At 69.2% G+C, this 20,445-nt stretch carries 17 protein-coding genes and 1 tRNA gene; 8 read left to right on the top strand and 10 right to left on the bottom strand.

Annotated features, from left to right (window positions below; all coding sequences use genetic code 11):
- Positions 1–304 precede the first annotated feature (304 nt).
- Complete coding sequence (locus J2X55_RS05665) at positions 305–1,561, top strand: AAA family ATPase (protein WP_309822295.1); 1,257 nt, start codon at positions 305–307, stop codon at positions 1,559–1,561.
- A 691-nt stretch (positions 1,562–2,252) separates the two neighbouring features.
- Here J2X55_RS05665 and J2X55_RS05670 read toward each other — a convergent pair.
- The 3 genes from J2X55_RS05670 to J2X55_RS05680 all read right to left on the bottom strand — a co-directional run bounded on the left by J2X55_RS05670 (position 2,253) and on the right by J2X55_RS05680 (position 4,007).
- A tRNA-Met gene (locus J2X55_RS05670) sits at positions 2,253–2,325 on the bottom strand.
- 94 nt (positions 2,326–2,419) lie between these two features.
- Positions 2,420–3,121, bottom strand: a complete 702-nt coding sequence (locus tag J2X55_RS05675) for a GntR family transcriptional regulator (protein ID WP_309822297.1) — start codon at positions 3,119–3,121, stop codon at positions 2,420–2,422.
- Positions 3,102–4,007: an EamA family transporter gene (locus tag J2X55_RS05680; RefSeq protein ID WP_309822298.1), complete on the bottom strand. Its 906-nt coding sequence runs from the start codon at positions 4,005–4,007 to the stop codon at positions 3,102–3,104. The genes J2X55_RS05675 and J2X55_RS05680 overlap by 20 nt, the downstream gene beginning before the upstream one ends.
- A 320-nt stretch (positions 4,008–4,327) precedes the next feature.
- Here J2X55_RS05680 and J2X55_RS05685 point away from each other — a divergent pair, with 320 nt between their 5' ends.
- Complete coding sequence (locus J2X55_RS05685; protein ID WP_309822300.1) at positions 4,328–5,266, top strand: hypothetical protein; 939 nt, start codon at positions 4,328–4,330, stop codon at positions 5,264–5,266.
- Between the two features lie 3 nt (positions 5,267–5,269).
- Here the strand turns inward: J2X55_RS05685 and J2X55_RS05690 are convergent, their stop codons facing one another.
- The gene (locus J2X55_RS05690; protein ID WP_309822302.1) at positions 5,270–5,677 is read right to left on the bottom strand and encodes a YccF domain-containing protein; all 408 of its coding nucleotides are present in this window, start codon (positions 5,675–5,677) and stop codon (positions 5,270–5,272) included.
- Positions 5,678–5,815: 138 nt separating this feature from the next.
- Here J2X55_RS05690 and J2X55_RS05695 point away from each other — a divergent pair, with 138 nt between their 5' ends.
- The 3 genes from J2X55_RS05695 (at position 5,816) to J2X55_RS05705 (ending at position 10,615) form a co-directional block, all read left to right on the top strand.
- Positions 5,816–6,292 carry a general stress protein gene (locus tag J2X55_RS05695; RefSeq protein ID WP_181906347.1) on the top strand — a complete coding sequence of 159 codons (477 nt, stop codon included), beginning with the start codon at positions 5,816–5,818 and terminating at the stop codon, positions 6,290–6,292.
- 291 nt (positions 6,293–6,583) lie between these two features.
- A complete protein-coding gene (locus J2X55_RS05700; protein WP_115915828.1) occupies positions 6,584–9,019 on the top strand; it encodes a UvrD-helicase domain-containing protein in 2,436 nt (811 codons plus the stop codon).
- Between the two features lie 501 nt (positions 9,020–9,520).
- Positions 9,521–10,615, top strand: coding sequence for an SseB family protein (locus tag J2X55_RS05705; protein ID WP_309822305.1), 1,095 nt, complete (start codon positions 9,521–9,523; stop codon positions 10,613–10,615).
- A 51-nt stretch (positions 10,616–10,666) separates the two neighbouring features.
- On the opposite strand, the gene J2X55_RS05710 is transcribed toward J2X55_RS05705, so the two are convergent.
- Complete coding sequence (locus J2X55_RS05710; RefSeq protein WP_103206678.1) at positions 10,667–11,293, bottom strand: DUF1684 domain-containing protein; 627 nt, start codon at positions 11,291–11,293, stop codon at positions 10,667–10,669.
- A gap of 329 nt (positions 11,294–11,622) precedes the next feature.
- Between J2X55_RS05710 and ligD the strand changes: the two genes are divergently transcribed.
- Positions 11,623–12,648 carry a non-homologous end-joining DNA ligase gene (gene ligD, locus J2X55_RS05715; RefSeq protein WP_309822308.1) on the top strand — a complete coding sequence of 342 codons (1,026 nt, stop codon included), beginning with the start codon at positions 11,623–11,625 and terminating at the stop codon, positions 12,646–12,648.
- On the opposite strand, the gene J2X55_RS05720 is transcribed toward ligD, so the two are convergent.
- The gene (locus tag J2X55_RS05720) at positions 12,645–13,595 is read right to left on the bottom strand and encodes a helix-turn-helix domain-containing protein (RefSeq protein ID WP_309822309.1); all 951 of its coding nucleotides are present in this window, start codon (positions 13,593–13,595) and stop codon (positions 12,645–12,647) included. The genes ligD and J2X55_RS05720 overlap by 4 nt on opposite strands.
- Positions 13,596–13,650: 55 nt before the next feature.
- On the opposite strand from J2X55_RS05720, the gene J2X55_RS05725 reads away from it, so the two are divergent.
- Both J2X55_RS05725 and J2X55_RS05730 read left to right on the top strand, forming a co-directional pair.
- Positions 13,651–14,928, top strand: coding sequence for an MFS transporter (locus J2X55_RS05725; protein ID WP_309822310.1), 1,278 nt, complete (start codon positions 13,651–13,653; stop codon positions 14,926–14,928).
- A 282-nt stretch (positions 14,929–15,210) separates the two neighbouring features.
- The gene (locus tag J2X55_RS05730) at positions 15,211–15,354 is read left to right on the top strand and encodes a hypothetical protein (protein WP_309822312.1); all 144 of its coding nucleotides are present in this window, start codon (positions 15,211–15,213) and stop codon (positions 15,352–15,354) included.
- A 44-nt stretch (positions 15,355–15,398) separates the two neighbouring features.
- Here the strand turns inward: J2X55_RS05730 and J2X55_RS05735 are convergent, their stop codons facing one another.
- The 4 genes from J2X55_RS05735 to J2X55_RS05750 all read right to left on the bottom strand — a co-directional run bounded on the left by J2X55_RS05735 (position 15,399) and on the right by J2X55_RS05750 (position 20,336).
- Positions 15,399–16,442, bottom strand: a complete 1,044-nt coding sequence (locus J2X55_RS05735; protein WP_309822313.1) for an ATP-dependent DNA ligase — start codon at positions 16,440–16,442, stop codon at positions 15,399–15,401.
- Positions 16,443–16,445: 3 nt separating this feature from the next.
- Positions 16,446–17,624, bottom strand: a complete 1,179-nt coding sequence (locus J2X55_RS05740) for an AI-2E family transporter (RefSeq protein ID WP_309822317.1) — start codon at positions 17,622–17,624, stop codon at positions 16,446–16,448.
- Between the two features lie 260 nt (positions 17,625–17,884).
- Positions 17,885–19,126: an acyl-CoA dehydrogenase family protein gene (locus J2X55_RS05745; RefSeq protein ID WP_309822319.1), complete on the bottom strand. Its 1,242-nt coding sequence runs from the start codon at positions 19,124–19,126 to the stop codon at positions 17,885–17,887.
- A 541-nt stretch (positions 19,127–19,667) separates the two neighbouring features.
- Positions 19,668–20,336 carry a helix-turn-helix domain-containing protein gene (locus J2X55_RS05750; RefSeq protein WP_309822321.1) on the bottom strand — a complete coding sequence of 223 codons (669 nt, stop codon included), beginning with the start codon at positions 20,334–20,336 and terminating at the stop codon, positions 19,668–19,670.
- Positions 20,337–20,445 lie beyond the last annotated feature (109 nt).

Genomic DNA, 20,445 nt, shown 5'->3' on the forward strand with positions numbered 1-20,445 from the left:
GATTAGGCTGCCCCATATGAAGCACCGGGCGGTGTCGATCACTGTCCCAAGCTATCGCATTGGCGCTCCAAGAGGCTCGTTCGTGAGGGTTTGGTGGAAGTTAGTCTGGTCGTGCAGGGTACACGCAGCAATAGATGCTCCGCTATTCCGGCAGTCCGGCCGATTGCAATCGAGACTCGGTTGACCGGAATGCGCGACTTCCAACGCTCGGGGATGGACGCCTCTTGAAGATTCATCTGTCATTTTCGACACGATCTGACTAGCGGCGACGGTCACGGCTCGGGTAGATTGCACAGGGGGGAAAATGACAGAGATTACTGCATTCGAGCGGGACGGTATCAGATTCAATCTTGACCCGCGTAGCGAGGTTGCGGAGAACAGATTCACTATCATCATCGGCCCGAATGCCAGCGGAAAGAGTCAGCTCCTGAAGGCTGTGGCCGAGGAGGTATTGGATGAGCATCGGGCCATTCGAACCGAAGGGGACGGCTGTGTCCTCGCCCTATCGAGTTTGGTGACTGACTCATTCCCGTTCGCGGGCTATAGCGTGCGAGATTATCGATACTTGGGACTGCGTCAATCCAGTAACAGCGTGACAACGGGGTCATTGCCTGATCTGACTGCTCAAGCGGTAATGATCTGTTCCTTGGAGGATTGGCGGGCGCGGGCGGTTGTGAACGCATGTCAGGTCATCGGATTGACTGACTTGTCGATGACCATCCTTCCCGTTAAGCGCGGCGGCCGGGGTGTTGAAGTGTTCCAGCGTTCGCTCGAAAATGAGATGAAGCGACACGCGCATTTCGAAGAATTCGATGCTTCGGATTTGTTCGCTCGGCTTTCTGAACTCAGGCAAGCCCTTGTGTTGAGCTCTACTCGAGATGTCGTGGAAGGGCATCCGGTCGCACAAAAGTTAGCCCAACTTGCCGAAATGCACAGAGTGGACCTCCACGCCATGCTCAGAGCTGCGAAACGTTCTGGGTTGTTCGAAATTAAAATCTCAGCGAGGGTGGGAAGTGTGGAGGTGGCTGACCGACAGATGAGTAGTGGGCAGCTGCTTTTGCTTTCTCTGGTCGCTCGGGTTGCTGCCTTCGTCAACCGAGGATCGATAGTGCTAATTGATGAGCCGGAGGTGGCGCTACACCCCAGTTGGCAGGCGCAAATAATCCCGTTATTGCGTCGCTCATTCCCGAAAGATCTGCAGTGCCACATCTTCTTAGCAAGTCATTCGCCGCACATTGTCGCCGACGGCTCAGACGTCCTGGTCCCAGGACACTCGTGGGGGAACTTCGAACAGTTTGGTGACCCCTTCTTCGGTAGGTCGCCAGAAAATATTCTTTACCGTGTTTTCAATGCGCGAGTCACGGGAAACATTCTCGTTGATGAGGATCTGCTCACTCTCACGGAGGCTGTCTCTAGGCAGGAGATGCCAAGCGATCTGAGTGAGGTTGAGGCCGCTCTTCGTAGATTGCTGAAGATTTCTGGCCCCGATACCACCGCGCTGAATGAAATCCTTGCGCAAGCTGAGGAGTTTTTAGGTGGGCTGACAGTTGAAGAATTTTAGTGAGCCACCCGCACGTCTGCGGGTGCCACCTGCTGAGTTGCTTACTCGCGACGGGAATTATAGGTCCTGGGACTCTGGAGCACTTTCGTGTGTTCGATTCCGGACCAAATTTTTGGCATGGGCAATTGATAACCAGGATGCGAGGTGCGCATTCTGTTTGCTGCGCGTCGGTCGTTCCACGAGGCGATCAACTTCGGTGGACCATTTCGTACCTAAGGCGAGCGGCGGTCTCTACGAACATTGGACTTACGAGCCGCTGAATTTGCTCCTCGCCTGCCATGAGTGCAATAGCAAAATCAAGAAAAATGAAGACCCGGTATTTCGCATGGTTGGGACTAATTACCGCGCGTGCTCGTTTAGCTTTTTTCATCCCTACCTCCATAGGCCCGCGTCGGCTCACTTCGCCGGTGGCTATAGTGGGGGCGCCCCGCCGAGGTTAGTTCGAACGTATTCGGACATCGCGGCGCGAACTGTGAGATTATTCGAACTCGATGACCCCGGCCTTTTCAAGACCTGGCTGGGCGAGTACAGATCAGAGCGCCGCAACGCGCGCGTGGCCAACCTGCATCGGGTCACTAGGAATCTATTCTTGCGCGCCCGTAATGAAGTAAATTGACACTTCGGTTCGATTTTCTGGATGGTCCAATAGGAAATGGCGCGGTGCGAGGGCGGTGCTTACCGACAGAATTTGACGCGACGGCGGGAGTCGAACCCGCCACGCCTTCGGTTATGAGCCGAGGCCCGGGACCGCCCGGATCGCCGCGATGTGTCCCCACGCTAAACCGGGGGTGCGGCAGAGGCGAAGGGCCGTTGCGCGGCGTGACGCGATGTGTCGCCGTGTGGCGTGTGCCCGGCTCGTCAGCGACGGCGCCCGTCGATGATCGCCCGCGTCGAGTGCTCGAGGTGCGCGCGGACGACCCGCTCCGGGTCCCGCAGTGCGTGATCGACGTACGCGCGGTGCTCCTGCGTCAGTGCCCCGGGTGCGTAGGCCGGTCGCACGTGGGTGAGGAGCAGCCGCATCTCGCCCTCGAGGCGGCGGTACTCCTCGGCGATGCGCGGAGACCCGGAGGCGTCCACGAGCGCGAGGTGCACGCGCGCGTGGGCATCGAGCGTGGCGGGCCAGTCGCGGGCGGCCTCGGCCGCGGCCAGGTCGTCGAGGGCTGCGTCGACACCGGGGGGACGGATGCCGCGCTCGCGGACGATCCGCAGGGCCTCGGTCTCGAGCGCGCAGCGCAGCTGCTGCAGAGCGATCAGGGCGTCGTCGTCGAGCAGCGAGACGCGGACCCCGCGGTACGGCTCCGCGGTGGCGAGACGCTCGGCCGTGAGCGTCGCGAGAGCGGTGCGCGCGGTGTGTCGCGAGACGCCGTGAGCCGCGCTGAGCTCCTCTTCGCGCAGTGGGGTGCCGGGCGCGAGCTCACCCGACAGGATCCCGGCGCGCACGGCGTCGGCGACCGCGTCGGCGGTGCGCGGGCCAGGGGCGGGGCTCGCGGAGCGGTGCGGGGGTGTACCGATGCTCCCCGCCGCGGCGTCTTCGCTGCCGTTACGCGCGAGTCGTGGCATCCGGGACCTCCTCAGTCCGGCGAGACGGAGCCGACACCACGGCGAGACCCACCGCGATGAGGGCCAGGCCGATTCCGCTGACGAGTGTGAGCTGCTCGCGCAGCACGAACAGGCCGAGCACGGTGGCGGCGAGGGGCTCGGCGAGCGTCAGGGTCGACACGGTGACGGCGCTCAGCCGCGCCAAACCCCATCCGAACAGCAGGTAGGCGATGGCCGTCGTGACCACTCCGAGCCACAGCGCGAGCGCGAGGCCGTTCGGGGTGAGCAGCCACGACGTTCCGGCGAGCAGAAGCACCGGGAGGCTCGCGACGGCGGCGACCCCGAACACCGCCCCCATCACGCGCGTGGAGGTCCACCCCCTCTCGATCAGCGCCTTGCCGCACACCGTATAGAGGGCGTATGACATTCCCGCCCCCGCCGAGGCGAGCAGGCCCGTCGGGGCGAGCGCGGTCGCGCCGCCGGTCACGCCCGAGACGAGAACGACCCCGAGCAGGGCGATGGCGGTCGCGAGCATCCACCGCGGTGACGGGGCGCGGCGCAGGCGGACGGCATCCACGATCCCGGTCGCGATGGGCGCCGAACCGAGCGCGACGACCGTGCCGATCGCGACGCCGTTCTCGCGCGTGCCGAGGAAGAACAGGGGTTGATAGGCGAGCACGCCGATCGCTCCGACGGCGATGAGCGCCGACGTCGACGCTCGCGAGCCGCTCCGCACGCGCGCGGGCGACCGTTGCGCCAGGGCGAGAAGGCCCAGGATGCCGCCTCCCACCACGATTCGCGCGGCTCCGACCGCGAGGGGCGAGGCGTCGACGCTCGCGAGGGCCTGCGCCGTGCCCGTGGTGGAGAAGCACAGCGCCGCGGCGAGGATCGCGAGGGCGGGAAGCATGGATGGATTGTTACACAATCCGAACCGGAGGGCGGTCGATCAGTCGCGGAGCGGACCCGACGGCTACCACGTCACCCTGCACGACAGGGCCTGAGTCCGATCGGGACGGCGGGTTCCCGGCATCCGGGACCGTCCGGCGGAGTCGGGGCGGGACGCGCCGGTCGCCGTGGCTGGGGGACGGCGTGTCGGCGGAGAATTCCGCTTGACGGCGATGCTCGAGCGGGACGGATGCCGGCACCCCGGTGCCCGCGCGAACGCGCCGCCCCGGTGCTCGCCGCTGGCCGGTCGGGAGCACCGAGGCAGGCGGGTAACGTAGGTGCATGGCGACGACGGCGGGGCGAGGCATCCTGGCCCTCAGCATCGCCGCCATCCTCCTTGCCGTCGGCACGGTTCTCGCGGTGCTGGTCGATCCGTTCGCCCGTGAGCAGGTGACGGTCGACCCGACGGCGGAATGGGTCGCGCGCGTGCTGCTCGCCGGCGGTGCGGTCTGGCTGCTGATCGGCGCGATCGCCGCGCGCACGCGTCTCGTCCGCCGCCCCGGTGCCGCCGCCGCCCGCGCGACCTGGATCGCCTCGACCCGGCCGTGGCGGTCGCGGGAGTCGAGCCTGGGTCTTCTTCCGCTCGATCGCTGGCTCATGATCCTCGTGCCGGGCGTGCTGCTCGTGACGACGCGGGTCGTGCAGACGCCGCGAGACGGGCTGTGGGGAATGCTCCTCGCCGTCGCCGGGTGGCTCGTGTTCGCCGCCGCCGTGCGCCTGCTGCTCGGACGCCGCTCGCCCTGGCCGATCATCGCCGCCGTGGGCGGGGCTCTCGTACTGCGGTGCGTGGTCGCGCTGTTTGCCGTGTCGTTGTCGGGGCCTGAGGGCATCTGGACGGCGATCTGGGAGCAGTCGTGGGTGCGCGTCCTCTACCTGGCGGTCGCTTTCGCCCTCGTAGCCTGGGTCTTCGTCGTGGCCGGCTGGTCGCTATCGGCGCAGCTTGGACGCCGCCGTGCCGCGGGCGTCGCCCTCGCCGGTATGGGTGCCGGCTACGCCCTGCCCGCCGCGACCATCGCGGTCATGGGGGCGGGCGACGCCCTGCGCTCGTGGAACGAGCAGATCGGAGTGCTGCCCTGGGACCTCGCTCGCTTCACCGCCGCGCGCGACGGGGCGTTCCCGCTCGAGATCATGACGACCACGGCCGTGATCGGCGGGGTCGCTCTGGTGATCGGCATCCTGCTCGCTCTGCCGAACCGCGTGTACTCGCGCTCCGCGCGCTGACCGTCAGCGTCCCAGGGTCTGGTCGAACGGGCCGCCGCGACCGATCTCGCGCACCTCTTTGCCCAGCGGCATGAGCGACACCGGGACCAGCTTGAAGTTCGCGATCCCCAGCGGGATGCCGATGATCGTGACGCACAGCATCAGCCCGGTGACGATGTGGCCGAGGGCCAGCCACCATCCCGCGAGGATCACCCAGACGACGTTGCCGAGGAACGAGCCGACGCCGGCGGATCGCTTGGCGACGATCTCCCGCCCGAACGGCCACAGGGCGTACAGGCCGATGCGGAACGACGCGATACCCCAGGGAATCGTGATGATCAGGATGCACAGCACGATCCCCGCGGCGAGGTAGCCGAGGAAGAGCCAGAAGCCCGAGAGGACGAGCCAGAGGACGTTGAGGATCAGGCGCATGCGTCCATCATGGGGGCGTCGGCTGAACGGCATCCGAGGGTGACTCGCGGCTCTAACCCGGGCCGCCTCGGCGCGCAACCGCCTGCCTGCCGTGCGGAGGCGACGTTACCGTGAGGGCACCGAGGGAAGGGATCCGCCATGTCCGACATCACCCGTGCCACACCCGAACGCCGCGTCCTGTCGAGCTTCAGCGACTACACCGGGGCGCAAGCAGCCGTCGACCGGTTGTCGGACGCCGGCTTCCCCGTCGAGCACACCGCGATCGTCGGAACCGGTGTGCGCATCGTCGAGCAGGTGACCGGCCGGATGACACGCGGCCGCGCAGCCGGGCTCGGAGCCGCGTCGGGGGCCTGGTTCGGTTTGATGATCGGCGTGCTGATCGGTCTGCTCAGCGTCAACGGCTTCCTCGGGTTCGTCTTGCTGGGCCTCGTGCTCGGAGCCGTCTGGGGCGCCGTCTTCGGCTTCGCCGGGCACGCGTTCACGGGCGGCCGCCGCGACTTCTCGTCGGTGCAGGGCTTCGAGGCCGAGCGGTGGGATGTGACGGTGGATGCCGAGCACTTCTCCCGCGCGCAGTCGCTGCTGTCGTCGGGAGCGGCGGGCGAAGCGCGCGGCTGAGGCGTCTGCGGGTGCCCGGGTGGGGTGCCGGGGTCGGCGGTCCGGTCGTGTCGGGGCGTTGTGCGTGGCCCCGGGGCGTGCTCGGTGGCCCCGGGGCGTGCTCGGTGGCTCCGGGGCCACGGTGGCGCGGCGGGTTCGGGTCGCGAGGCGGTCATCCGGTCGTGTCGGGGCGTTGTGCGTGGTCCCGGGGCGTGCTCGGTGGCCCCGGGGCCACGAACAGACGAAGCGCGACCCCGGGTCTGATCAGCGACGGGGCCGATGTCGGAGGCCCCGCCTAGACTTGACCCCGCCATGACCGACGCCTCCACGCCCCTCATCTTCGATGGCCCTGTGCCGTCGTCGGCCCGACCCGACGCCGACCTTCTCGAGGGGTTGAACGGCCCGCAGCGCGAGGCCGTGACCTATCGCGGCCCGGCTCTGCTCATCGTCGCGGGCGCCGGTTCGGGCAAGACCAGCGTGCTCACGCGCCGCATCGCCTCCCTGCTGCGCACCCGCGAGGCGTATCCCAGCCAGATCCTCGCCATCACCTTCACGAACAAGGCCGCGGGCGAGATGCGCGAGCGCGTGCACCAGCTCATCGGTCAGAAGGCCGACGGCATGTGGATCTCGACGTTCCACTCGGCGTGCGTGCGTATCCTCCGCCGCGAGGCCGAGCAGTTCGGCTTCACCAAGTCGTTCACCATCTACGACTCCGGCGACTCGCGTGCCCTCATCAAGCGTCTCGTCAAAGAGCACGAGGGCGACTCGTTCGGTCTCACCCCCGCCGGCACCCAGAGCCGCATCTCGAAGCTCAAGAACGAGCTGGCGGATGCCGAATCCTACGCGCGGTCCGCCAACATGAGCGACCCGGCCGAGCGGGTGTTCGTCGAGATCTTCGGCTCGTACCAGCGCGAGCTGCAGCGCGCCAACGCCTTCGACTTCGACGACCTCATCGCGCAGACCGTGTACCTGTTCCGGGCCTTCCCGCAGGTGGCCGATCGGTACCGCAAGCGATTCCGGCACATTCTGGTCGACGAGTATCAAGACACCAACCACGCGCAGTACGCGCTCATCCACGAGCTCACCCGGCCTCCGGGGTCCGACGCCGAGCCGTTCTCGTCGGGCGGCATGATGATCTTCGACGCCGAGCCCGCGGGCGAAGATGCGGCGTCGCTCACGGTCGTCGGTGACTCCGACCAGTCGATCTACGCGTTCCGCGGCGCCGACATCCGCAACATCAGCGAGTTCGAGCGCGACTATCCGGGTGCCAAGGTCGTCCTGCTCGAGCAGAATTACCGCTCGACGCAGAACATCCTGTCGGCGGCCAACGCGGTGATCTCGAACAACTTCGACCGCAAAGACAAGAAGCTGTGGACCGACGTCGGCGCGGGCGATCCGATCATCGGCTTCACCGGGTACTCGCAGCACGACGAGGCGCAGTTCGTCGCCGACGAGATCGAAGCGCTGCACAAGAAGGGCGTCGACTACTCGGGCGTCGCCGTGTTCTACCGCACCAACTCGCAGTCGCGCGCGCTCGAAGAGATCTTCATCCGCTCCGCGGTGCCCTACAAGATTATGGGCGGCACCAAGTTCTACGAGCGCGCCGAGATCAAAGACGCGCTCGCGTACCTCGTCGCCGTGGCCAACCCGGCGGACTCGATGGCCCTGCGCCGCATCCTCAACCGTCCGCGCCGCGGCATCGGCGATGTCACTGAGACGGCCATCGCCCGCTACGCCGCCGAGCACGGCATCACCTTCCGCGACGCCCTGGCCAACTCGGCCCAGATCGGCGTCGGCCCGAAGCTGCAGAAGGCCATCGATCAGCTCGACGCGGTGCTGACCGAGGCCACGGCGATCATGCTCCCGGCATCCGGAGAGCTCGCTCCCTCCACCTCGGTCACCGAGGGTCTGACACTGCTGCTGAACAAGAGCGGCTACTTCGACGCCCTGCGCGCGAGCAAAGACCCGCAAGACGAGGCGCGCCTCGAGAACCTCGACGAGCTCGTCGCCGTGACGCGCGAGTTCGCGCGCAACAACCCCGAGGGCACGATCATCGACTTCCTCACCGAGGTCACCCTCGTGGCGGATGCCGACGATCTCGACGACGCGTCGGGTTCGGTGTCGCTCATGACCTTGCACACGGCCAAGGGCCTCGAGTACGACGCGGTGTTCCTCACGGGCGTCGAGGAAGACCTGCTGCCGCACCGCATCTCGGCGAACGAACCGGGCGGACCGCAGGAGGAACGCCGGCTCTTCTACGTGGGGATCACCCGCGCCCGCAAGCGCCTGCACCTTTCGCTCGCGATGACCCGCGCGCAGTTCGGCGAGGTCACGGTCGCGATGCCGAGCCGGTTCCTGCAAGAGATCCCGGCCGACCTCATCGACTGGAGGCAGTCACCCGGCGACGTGAACGGTCGCGGGGGTTCGCAGTCCCGCGCGCTCAACGCTCGCGGACGTCGTCCCGGCCAGCCCGGCAGCGGGGGCAACCGCTACGGCGACGACCTCGTGCCGCTGCCCAAGCGCGCTCCGGCCGATCCGAGCAAGTTCCCGAACCGCATTCCGGCGAAGGTCCGTGACAACGGCGACCTCGAACTCACGTCGGGCGACCGCATCCGCCACGACGACTTCGGCGAGGGCCGCGTCGACGCCGTGACGGGCGAGGGCGCAAAGCGAGTGGCGCACGTGCGCTTCGACACCGTCGGACCGAAGAAGCTGCTGGTCAAGATCGCGCCGATCACCAAGCTGTAGGGGTCGTCGCCGGCGAGGCGCGGGTTCTCGGCCGGTGGCGCCCTGCCGGTTTGGGGCGCGTTCTGCCGTTTGGGGCGGAGCATTCCCCGCCCCAATGCGCGGATCGCGCCCCGAACCGGGGCCCGCGCGCGGGGGTCCACCCGGGGCGCCCCCGCCCGCGGCGCCCCGCCCTGCTTGTTTGGTGCGCGTTCTGCCGTTTGGGGCGGAGCATTCCCCGCCCCAAGGTGCGGATCGCGCCCCGAACCGGGGGCCGCCCGCGGGGGTCCACCCGGGGCGCCCCGCCCGCTGCGCCCCGAGTCCCTCTGCCCGCGGCGCCCCGCCCTGCTTGTTTGGGGCGGGTTCTGCCGTTTGGGGCGGAGCATTCCCCGCCCCAAAGTGCGGAACGCGCCCCGAACCGGGGCCGCGCGCGGGAGGCCCCGCCGCCCCGAATCGACGGGAACCCGCGCGGGAGGCCCTTCCCCACGGCCCCCGGCCCCGGGACCGCCCGGATAGGCTGGCCGAATGGCTCTCTTCTCGCGCCGCAAGAAGTCCGACTCCGACGACGCATCGGTCGACCGGCCCGACACCACGATCGAGCCGGGCGAACAGCCCGTCGATCCCGCCGGCCCGAGCGACGCCGCTCCTGCCGCGGAGGTTCCGGCCGAGGCGGCCCCGACCGTGGGCATCTCGATGTCGTCGTTCCGCGGTGTGGGTGCCGATCCGGACGCGCCCGATCCGTCGTCGGCTCCTCCCGTGGCGGCACGTCCCTCGGCGCGTCAGCCGGGAGCGATGGAGGCCCCCGAGGCCCCCGAGACGGTGCCGGGACTGCGCGACAACGTCCTGCTCGGTAACGCTCTCGCCGAGATCGAGGGGCAGCCCGAGCCGACGCAGTTGCTCAACATCGCGCGCCAGCTTCTGCAGGGGCATGTCTTCCTCCGCGTGAAGGGTGACGCTCGCGCGCTCCTCGCCGAGGGCAAGGAGCTTCCGCTCGCCGTCGCCAACAACGGAGACGAACAGCTCGTCCTCGCTTACAGCGGTGGCATGGCCCTGCGCGCCAGTGTCGAGGCCGACGGCGACCGCGACACCTCTGCGATGGGTCAGCCCGTCATGGCGCTTCTGCGTCACGTGCTCTCCGGTCCCTTTGCGGGGCTCATCCTCGACCCCGCGTCCCAGCCCAACCGCGCCGTGCTGCCCAAGGCCCTGCTCGAGCGCATGGTCGCCGAGGTCGACCCCGAGCTGCGCATCAAGACCGCCCTGTGCGAGACGCGCGATGACTCCACGGCATCCACGATCGTCGAGGCCATCGTCGCCGAGGCGCCCCTGTGGATCGGGGTCAACCGCTCTGAGGAAGGCGGCCCGATCGGTGTCGCCGAGTCGCGGTCGGCCACGGGCGAGCGCTTCCTCGAGGTGTTCTCGCACCCGCTCGAGCTCCTCGCCCTCGGACGCGGCGACCAGCCGCTGCCCATTCAGCGCACACAGCTCGCGAAGGCGCTGGCCGGTGACGCCGGGCTCACCGGCATCCTGGTCGATCCCGCGGGCCCGTGGATGCGTATCGACCGCGACGACCTCGCGCCCGTCATCGCCCTCGCGGAAGAGGGCACCGAGCCCACCGCGTGATTCGTCGACACGGCGGGCCACTCCCTCTCGGGGCGGCCCGCCGTGTCGGTGTCAGACCCCGTACAGCTCGCCGACCGGCACCGCGACCGGGAGGACATTGCCGGCGGGGGCCAGCGGGCAGGCCCACATCGGGTCGTACGCGCACGAGGGGTTGTACGCGAAGTTGAAGTCGATGACCAGGGTGTCGGGGGCGGCACCCCGACCGAGGTCGGCACCCTTGATCGTGTCGAGCAGATAGCGCCCGCCGCCGTACGTGCCGCCGGGGCGGCCGGCCGCGGCATCCCGAACCGGGACGAACAACCCGCCCCCGTACGAGGTCAGCCGCCAGACGTCGAGAGACCCGGTGTCGGGCAGCTCGACGCGACCGATGCGCTCGAAGCCGACCTCGCCGTCGGTGCCGGTCGTGGCGACGAACGAGGCCTCGTCGGCATCGAGCAGGGGAACCTCGAAGCGCCATGCCGCGTCGTACGGCGCGAGCGGCAGCCCGACGAAACCCTCGCGCTGCTCCGGGAGCAGGGGAGTGGCCGGGTGGTCGGCGAAAAGCGCGTCGCGCTCGATGCGCCACAACTCGTGCGCGTCTTCGGGGTCGTCGGCTTCGCGCACCGCGTCGTACAGGGCGAAGACGCGGCGGCGCCAGTCGGCGATGTCGAGGGCGGTCCGAGCGGCTGCGGTGGTCATGGTTCGAGCGTAAAGGGCGGCCGGATGCCAGGACTCGGGCTGGACAGCGGGGCGGCGCCCGCTCCGCTCGCAGGTGGCCCCGGGGTCACATCCAGCGCCCCGGGGCCACGTTGACCGCCGCAGAGCGGGGCGGGCCTGCGCACCCAGTGCCCCGGGGCCACATTGCTTGCCCCAGAGCGGGGCGGGACTGCGCACCCAGTGCCCCGGGGCCACGTGCCGCGACGCGACGGACGCCGCCCCCGCACCGCAGCGGGGCGGACGCGATCACGACTCCCGCCCCGCCGCGCAACGGGGCGACACGAGCGCCGCTCGCCCACTAGCGTCGGCACATGGCATCCCCCCGCATCACGCTGACCGTGCCGGGCCCCGAGGGTGCTCGCGAGGTGGGCATCTCCAACCCCGATCGCGTGCTGTGGCCCGAGGTGGGTATCACCAAGCGCGAGCTCGCCGAGTACCTCATCGCCGTCGCCGATCCCTTCATCGCCGCGAACGGGCATCGGCCGGTGTCGCTCGAACGTTTCCCCGAGGGCGTGGGTGGCGAGGCCTTCTTCTCGAAGAACCCGCCGAAGGGGGCGCCGGACTTCGTCGAGGCCGTGACCGTGACGTACAACAGCGGGCGTCGGCATCCGCAGCTCTTCCTGGGCGAGATCGCGTCGGCGGTGTGGGCGGCGCAGATGAACACGATCGTGTTCCACCCGTGGGCCTCGCTCGCGAGCGATGCGGACCACCCGATCGAGTTGCGCATCGATCTCGACCCCCAGCCGGGCACGGGTATCGCCGAGGCGGTGACGGCGGCGCGCGAGCTGCGTACGGTGCTGCGCGAGGCGGGTCTCGAGGCGTGGATCAAGACCAGCGGCAACCGTGGCCTGCACGTCTTCTGCCCGATCGAGCCGACGCACGAGTTCCTCGACGTCCGGCACGCGGTGATCGCCGCGGCGCGCGAGCTGGAGCGACGGATGCCGGATGCCGTGACCACCAGCTGGTGGAAGGAAGAACGCGGCGAGCGGATCTTCGTCGACTTCAACCAGGCCAACCGCGACCGCACGATGGCGGGCGCCTACTCGCCCCGGGCGCTGCCGACCGCGACCGTGTCGACTCCGGTGTCGTGGGACGAGCTCGACGACCTCGACCCGCTCGCCTTCACCGTGCGCTCGATCCCCGAGCGGTTGGCATCCGTCGGCGATCCGTGGGCGGGCTTCAGCGATAAGCCGGGACGCATCGACACGCTCCTCGAGTGGTGGCAGCGCGATCTCGACAACGGGTTGGGGGAGTTGCCGTTCCCGCCCGAGTTTCCGAAGATGCCGGGGGAGCCGCCGCGCGTGCAGCCGTCGCGGGCGAAGACGCCGGGCGCTTAGGGGTTCAGTGCGTCGCCCGCGGCGCTGCGGTAATAGAGCACCGCGCGCCCGTACCGGGTGCGGTTGAGCAGCCCCGCACGCTCCATCACCCGCAGGTGCTGATTGATCGCCGACGTCGAGACTCCGAGCTGAAGAGCCAGATCGGTGGAGGATGCCGGCTCCCCCAGCGCCGCGAGCAGTGTCGCCCGCGTGCGACCGAGCAGGTCGACGACGGCGTCGGGAGCGGGCTCGGCGCTGGTGGACCACATCGCCCCCTGCCCGCGCGCGGGGTACATCACCGTGGGCGGAAGGTCGTCGTCGATGGGCGTCGAGACGCGGACGGTGAAGATCGACGGGACGAGGGTGAGACCCTCGCCGAGGACCGGTCGGCGGCGAATCTCGGGGTTCCACAGCCGCACGTCGAGGTGGCGTCCGTCATAGCGCGCGGCATCCGACAGGCCGTTCAAGACGGTGTCCATGCCCGCTTGCGCGGCAATGCGCCCGCGGTAGGCGATGTCGGACCGCAGCACCGCGCTCATGCGCGCCCAGTGCGGGGCGAAGCAGAGGTCCCACGCCGTCGCGAGCGCGCGCTGCAGGCGAGCGACAACCAGGTCATGGCGCCCGCGGAAGACCGCCGGCACCTCTCCGTGCACGCGTTCCAGATCGGTGTGCAAGCGCGCCCGCGAGATGCGGCCGAGCTTGGCCAGTTCGTCGTCGAACGAGGTGAGCGGGGAGGCGGGTCGTGGGTTGACGAAGTCGGCCGTCCACTTGCGGTCGTTGATGAGGGCGAGCAGCACGTCGAGATCGAGGAGCGGGCGGACGTCCGCGATCTGACGCAGCCACGGCGCCTGCAGCGGGTACCCCTCGGGCTGGTACAGGGCGCGCAGTCCGAGCCCCAGCTCCGACAGCGGGGAGATGCCGAAGCGGATCGCCGAGATGTCGGCGGCCTCCAATTCGTACCGGATCATGAAGCTCCACGCTACATCGATTGAACGCCTCGCCGTCGACTGGATCAATGGAGCCGTGACCAGCACGATCCCCACCGTCCCCCTGAGAACCCTCGTGCAGACGGACAAGACCCTGCGCCGCCTGCTCACGATCACCCTGGTCGACACCCTCGGTCGCGGCGCCTTCTTCACGCTGACGACGCTGTATCTGACGATCATCGTGGGGCTCGAACCGGTGACCGTCGGCATCGGCCTGACCATCGCCGGGGCGGTGGGCGTCGCCAGCTCGCTCACCTTCGGTCACCTCTCGGACCGCTTCAGCGCGCGGATGATGCTGATCGTGCTGCACGTCGTGCAGGGCGCGGCGCTCATCGGGTACCTCTTCGTCCGCGACCTGCCCTCGCTCGTGATCGTCGCCTCTCTCGTCCTGCTCGCTCAGCAGGGAGGCGGGAGCGTCCGCTCCGCCGTCGTCGGACGGGCGTTCCGCGGAGACGACCGCGTACGCATCCGCGCGGCCATGCGCACCGTGACCAACGTCGGCATCGGGGTCGGCACCGCGGTCGCGGCGATCCCGCTCGCCCTCGGCACCCCGTTCGCTTTCCACCTGACCATGACGATCGCGGGCTCGTTCTTCCTCGTGTCCGCCGTGCTCGTCGCGGGGCTCGATCCTGCCCGCGTCGACCTCTCCGTCGCCGAACCCGCGCCGGATGCCCCCGCCGTCGTCGGTCGTAGCCCCTATCGGGACCCACGCTTCTTGTGGTTGACGGCTCTCATGGGGGTGTTCGGCATCCAGTTCGGTGTGTTCGAGATTGGTGTGCCGCTGTGGGTCGTCGCCCACACGATCGCGCCCGACGTCGTGGTGAGCCCGCTGCTGCTGGTCAACACGGTCGTCGTGGTCCTGCTGCAGGTGCGGATGAGCCGCGGCACCGGGACCTTCGCCGGGGCAGGACGCGCGATGAGCAGGGCCGGGTGGCTCATGGTCGCGGCGTGCGCGCTGTGGGCGGGCGCCGGATGGATCGGGGGCGAGGGAGGGGGTCCGGTGGCCGCGGTGATCGTGGTGCTGCTGGCCGCGGCGGTCGTGCACTCCCTCGCCGAGATCACCTCGAGCGCCGCGGGATGGAGCCTCAGCTTCGACCTCGCCCCGCAGGAGCGCATGGGCAGCTACCAGGGCGTCTACGGCACCGGATACGCGGTCGGCGCGATGATCGCCCCCGCGGTGGTGACGCTCACGGCGATCGATCTCGGCACGGGCGGGTGGGCGATCCTCGCGGCGATGTTCGCCGCGGCGGCTGCCGGGGTCGTCGTGATCGCGCGGCGGGCGGAGCGGGAGATGGATGCCGTGGCGATGGGCTGAGCGTCGGATCGCGGGTGGGTGCCCGCCGACGGCGTCGTGAGAACAGGGGATGCGTCGAGAACAGGGCGATTGCGCGGGTTTCGGCCTGTTCTCGTGACGTTTCCTGTTTTCGTGACGGAGAGGTGGCGGCTGGGGACGGCCGCGGTCTGACTTTCGTCACCCCGTCCGTGAGGTCGGCCGGCGCGGCACCGGGCCTTGGCGGTGTCACGAGAACAGGGGGATGCGTCGAGAACAGGGTGATTGCGCGGGTTTCGGCCTGTTCTCGTGACGTTTCCTGTTCTGGTGCCGGAGCGCCTGGGCACCGAGCGCGCGGTCGCCGAGCGCACGGCCGCCGAGCGCGACGCCGCTGAGCGCGCGCTCGTCCAGCACGCGGACGTTGAGCGCGCGTCCCGCGAGCGCGCGTCCCGCGAGCGCGCGAAAATGTAAGTGCGCCAGCCGGTCACGGCCTGGGCGTGCAAATCCCGCCCGGCTCAGTCCAGCACGTCGCCCAGGTCGTACGACGTCACCGTCTCGAGCTGCGCGAAAGTGCAGGAGCGAGCGTCGCGGTCGGGGCGCCAGCGGTCGAACTGCACCGTATGGCGGAAGCGCATCCCCTCGAGCTGGTCGTAACGCACCTCGAGCACGAGCTCGGGGCGCAGCCGCACGAACGACACGTCCTTCGAGGCCGAGAAGCGCGAGCGATCGGTTTCGCCGACCACGGCCTCGCCGTCTTCGTCGCGTTCCACCAGCGGCGCGAGTTCGTCGATCAGCTCTGTGCGGCGTTTGTCCGTCCAGGCGGAGACGCCGCCGACGCCGTGCAGGCGGCCCTCGTCGTCGTAGAGGCCGACGAGTAGCGACCCGACACCCACGCCCGACTTGTGGATGCGGTAGCCGAGGGCGACCACATCCGCGGTGCGGGCGTGCTTGATCTTGAACATCGTGCGCTTGTTCGGTGCGTACGGCTGCGCCAGGGGCTTGGCGATCACGCCGTCGAGGCCTGCGCCCTCGAACTCCGCGAGCCATCGCCGCGCGAGGTCGGGGTCGTCGGTGGTGCGGGTGACGTGGACCGGGTGCGGCACCGAGCCCAGCAGGTCTTCGAGCTGCGCCCGGCGCTCCGAGAACGGCTCGTTCTGCAGGTCGCGGTCGCCGCGCGCGAGCAGGTCGAAGGCGATGAACATCGCCGGCGTCTCTTGGGACAGCATGGTCACGCGCGAGGCCGCGGGGTGGATGCGCTGCGACAGGGCTTCCCAATCGAGACGCTGGCCGCCCGCGGCGCCGCGGGCGACCACGACCTCACCGTCGATGAGGCACGGCTCGGGCAGGATCTCGGCGAAGGCCGCGACCAACTCGGGGAAGTACCGGGTCAGCGGCTTCGCACCGCGGCTGCCGATCTCGACGTCGGTGCCGTCCCACGACACGAGGGCGCGGAACCCGTCCCACTTGGGTTCGTAGCTGAACCCGCCGTCGACCTTGGCGTGCTCGGGTACCTGGGGCACCGACTTCGCCAGCATCGGCGCGGGGATGTCGTAGCCCATGGGTCAGTCCGTACTCTCGCCCCCGGCCAGCGGTACGGGGTTGCGGCGCTTCTTGCGTCGCGCCCACTCCGCGGGCTTGTCGTCGCCGTTCCAGACGGTGATGATGCCCCACACGACGGCGGTCAGCGGGACCGCCAGCAGGGTGCCGAGGATGCCGCCGATCGCGGTACCGCCGGCCAGCACGACCAGCACGACGAAGGAGTGCAGCTTCATCGAGCGGCCCATGAGCACGGGCTGCAGGAAGTTGCCCTCGAGCTGGTTCACGAGCACGACGATGCCGACCACGATCAGGGCGACGACCCAGCCGTTGGTCACGAGGGCGACGAGTGCGGCCAGGATTCCGGCGGTCACCGCACCCACGATCGGGATGAACGCGAGCAGGAAGACGAGAACGGCCAACGGAAGAGCGAGGGGGACCTGCAGGATCGCGAGACCGATACCGATACCGATCGCGTCGACGGCCGCGACCGAAGCGGTACCGCGGACGTACGAGCCGAGGACGGTCACCGTCTTGTCGCCGATGCGGCGCGCGCGGTCGTAGTCGCGGCCGTGGAAGGGGCGGAGCACGAACTCCCACATGCGGGGTCCGTCTTTGAGGAAGAAGAACAGGATGACGACCATCAGCACGAAACCCGTCACGAACGAGGCGATCGCACTGACGCCGGCGAGGGCCCCGGTGCCGAACTGCGAGCTCGTCACGAAGTCCTGAATGCCTTGCACGGCCTGGTTGACCTGGTCGGGCGAGATGGCGAAGGGGAGTGTGTGGTACCAGTCCTGCGCCTGCTCGAAGCCCTTTTGCGCCTGCGAACTGAGGTACGGCCACTGGTCGATGACCGCGTTCACCACGAGCCAGCCCAGGGCGCTCAGCACCACGACGACAGCCAGCAGCGTCAGCAACGTCGCGAGCACCGCCGGCACGCCCTTGCGCCGCATCCACATGGTCACCGGGCCGAACGCCGAGGCGAAGATGAGCGCCAGGATCAGGGGGATGATGACGAGCGTCACCTGCTGAATGCCCCAGATCAGCCCGGCGACCAGGACCACCACGACGATGATCTGCACTGCGCGAACGGCGAGGCGCCCGAACCCATCGGCCCAGAGACTCTTCGGCGGTGTCTGGACCGCCTCGGCGACGGTGGTGACGGCGTCGCGCGGCGCGGGATGACGAGAGAACAGGCCCATGCCCACACGCTAGCGGGGGCCTCCGACATGGTGACGGAGGTTGCGCCGCGCCGGGGTGCCGGATAGGGCGGCGGATGCCGGGAACCCCGCCGTTCCGCGAGCCGAGGCCCCGCGGGTCGAGGTCGCCGGGTCGCGACGTCGGCCGAGGCGGTGACCGGCGCCCGCTCGGAGGGGAGCGGGGCGCCGCATCCCGGCATCCGGGATCGCACGAGCTCGGTGAGGTCGATCGGATCGGGACGCCGGGGTTCCGGCATCCCAAATCAGACGAACGCGCTCATTCCGGTGATGTCGCGGCCGAGCAGGAGGGCCTGGACGCTTTCGGTGCCCTCGTACGTGTGGATGGCCTCGATATCGGCCATGTGCTGCATGACGCCGTTCTCGAGCAGGATGCCGTTGCCGCCGAGCAGGTCGCGGGCGATCGCGGCCACCCGGCGCGCGGCGCGGGTGTTGTGGTACTTCGCGAGCGACGCCTGGGTGGGACGCAGGCCGCCCGACGACTCGAGGTCGGCGAGACGGCGGCAGTAGAGCTGCATCGCGGTGAGCTCGTCGAGCATCTGCGCGAGGCGCTCCTGGACCATCTGGAACTTCGCGAGGGGCTTGCCGAACTGCATGCGCTCGGTGGCATACGTCCGCGCGATCTCGTAGCAGGCGGTCGCGTGACCGAGCGCCGACCAGGCCACGCCCGAGCGGGTCGCGAACAGGACGACCGACGCGTCCTTGAAGGTGTGGGTGCCGGGCAGCACGGCATCCGCAGGAAGACGCACCTCGTCCATCGCGATGTGAGCCTGGTGGATGCCGCGGAGCGACACCTTTCCGGTGATGACGGTGCCCGTGTAGCCCGGGGTGTCCTGCTCGACGAGGAAGCAGCGGACGTTGCCGTGGTCGTCGCCGCCCTCGTTCTCGACACGCGCCCAGACGAAGGTGATGCCGCCGGAGGCGCCGTTGCCGATCCACTTCTTGGTGCCGCTGAGCGACCAGCCGTCGTCGGTGCGGGTGGCCGTGGTCTCGAGCGAGACGGAGTCGGAGCCGTGATCGGGCTCGGTCAGGGCGAAGGCGCCGAGCACCGTTCCGTCGGCGAGAGGCTGGAGCCAGCGCTGCTGCTGCTCGGGCGAGCCGTAGAACGCCAGCGTCCGGAGCGCGAGTCCGCCCTGTACGGCAAGGGCGGTGGCGAGCGAGCCGTCGTGGCGCGAGATCTCCATGTTGACCAGGCCCGCGGCCAGCGGCGAGGTATAGGGCAGCTCCGGGTGCTCGATGCCGTCGGTGAACAGTTCGAGCTCGCCCATACGCCGGACGAGATCGATCGGGTAGCTCGCGGCATCCCATTCGCCCTGCATGCGCGTGCCGACCTCGTCGGCGAAGGCCTTGGCGGTGTCCCAGACGGCGCGGTCGGCGTCGGGGATGTCGGCGAACACCGCGTAGTAGTCGGTGTCGCGGCGGCCCAGGAGGTCGTAGTGGGCGACGCGCTCTCCGGGGAGCGTGCGGGCATCGGCGTCGATGGTCATGGGTCTCAGTATCGCGCATGTTGGTACTGAGTGCCACGCGTCCGAGTGAACGCTCGGCGGATGCTCGGGTGGGCGCCCGGGTGCGGGCTGCGCCGGGTCGCGCGCCCCGCGATGACGGGCCCCGCTTCGACGTCGAGTGTCCAAGACACCCGGAGGGTTTGTCGGAATGTCCGGGTGTTTTGGACACTCAACGCGGGGGTCGCGCCCCGCGTTGACGGTGCGTGATCGAGACGTCGAGTGTCCACAAAACCCGGATGCCTTTCCGGAACCTCCGGGTGTTCTGGACACTCGACGGCCGTCGCACGTGCCCCGCGGTGACGGGGCCCGATTCGACGTTGAGTGTCCACAAAACCCGGACGAATTTCCGGAACGTCCGGGTGTTCTGGACACTCAACGCGGGGGTTGCGCCCCGCGTTGGCGGTGCGTGATTGGACCTTGAGTGTCCACAAAACCCGGACGATTTTTTGCAACGTCCGGGTGTTTTGGACACTCAACGGGTGGGGCGGCCGAGCGGGCACGCGAGGGACGACCCCCGCGAGCGTCAGTCCCCGAGCGTCTCGCGCAGGCGCCGGGCGACCTCGGCGGCGGGCATGCGACGGGGGAAGGCTGCCACGATCAGGTCGTCGCCGGCCGCGTCGTCGCCGTCGGCGTGCACGCCGTAGCGGCGCAGCACGTCGTCGAGCGCTCGACGGAGAACGGATGCCGGCACCCGAGCCCCCCGCATCAGCCGGCGCAGCACGTGGTTGTGCACCGCCGTGACCGAGGCCGCGAAGCCGACGGCATCCAGGGGGTCGAGACCGGGCAGAGCGTCGCGCAGGTACTCGTCGAAGAGCCGTTCGTAGCGGAACACCGTCACGATCTCGCGATCGCGCAGGCCCGGGATCTGCCGCACGATCGCGTAGCGACGGCGGGCGACCTCGGGGTCGTTGGCGAAGTGCCGGAACACGCGCACCGATGCCTCGCACACGGCCGCCCACGGGTCGTCGTGCGGTTCGGCGAGGTACGCGCGCGTCTCGGTGAGCAGCACCTCGTGGTCGGCGAAGACCACGTCTTCTTTGCCGCCGAACTGCCGGAAGAACGTCGACCGCGACACCCCGGCCGCCTGTGCGATCTGCTCGACCGAGGTCTGGTCGTAGCCGTGCTCGACGAAGAGGTCGATGGCCGCGGACACGACGGCCGTCCGGCTCGAGGGGGCGGCGCTGTCGGTCACGCCCCGAGCCTATCCGCGGGCCGTCGTCGCGCGGGGTCGGGTTACGTGGGGCGGCGCGTAGATGATCCGGGCGGCGGAGGCAACCGGATGCCGAGACCCCGGCGCCCGC

Source organism: Microbacterium sp. 1154 (assembly GCF_031455375.1).
Classification (GTDB): Bacteria; Actinomycetota; Actinomycetes; order Actinomycetales; family Microbacteriaceae; genus Microbacterium.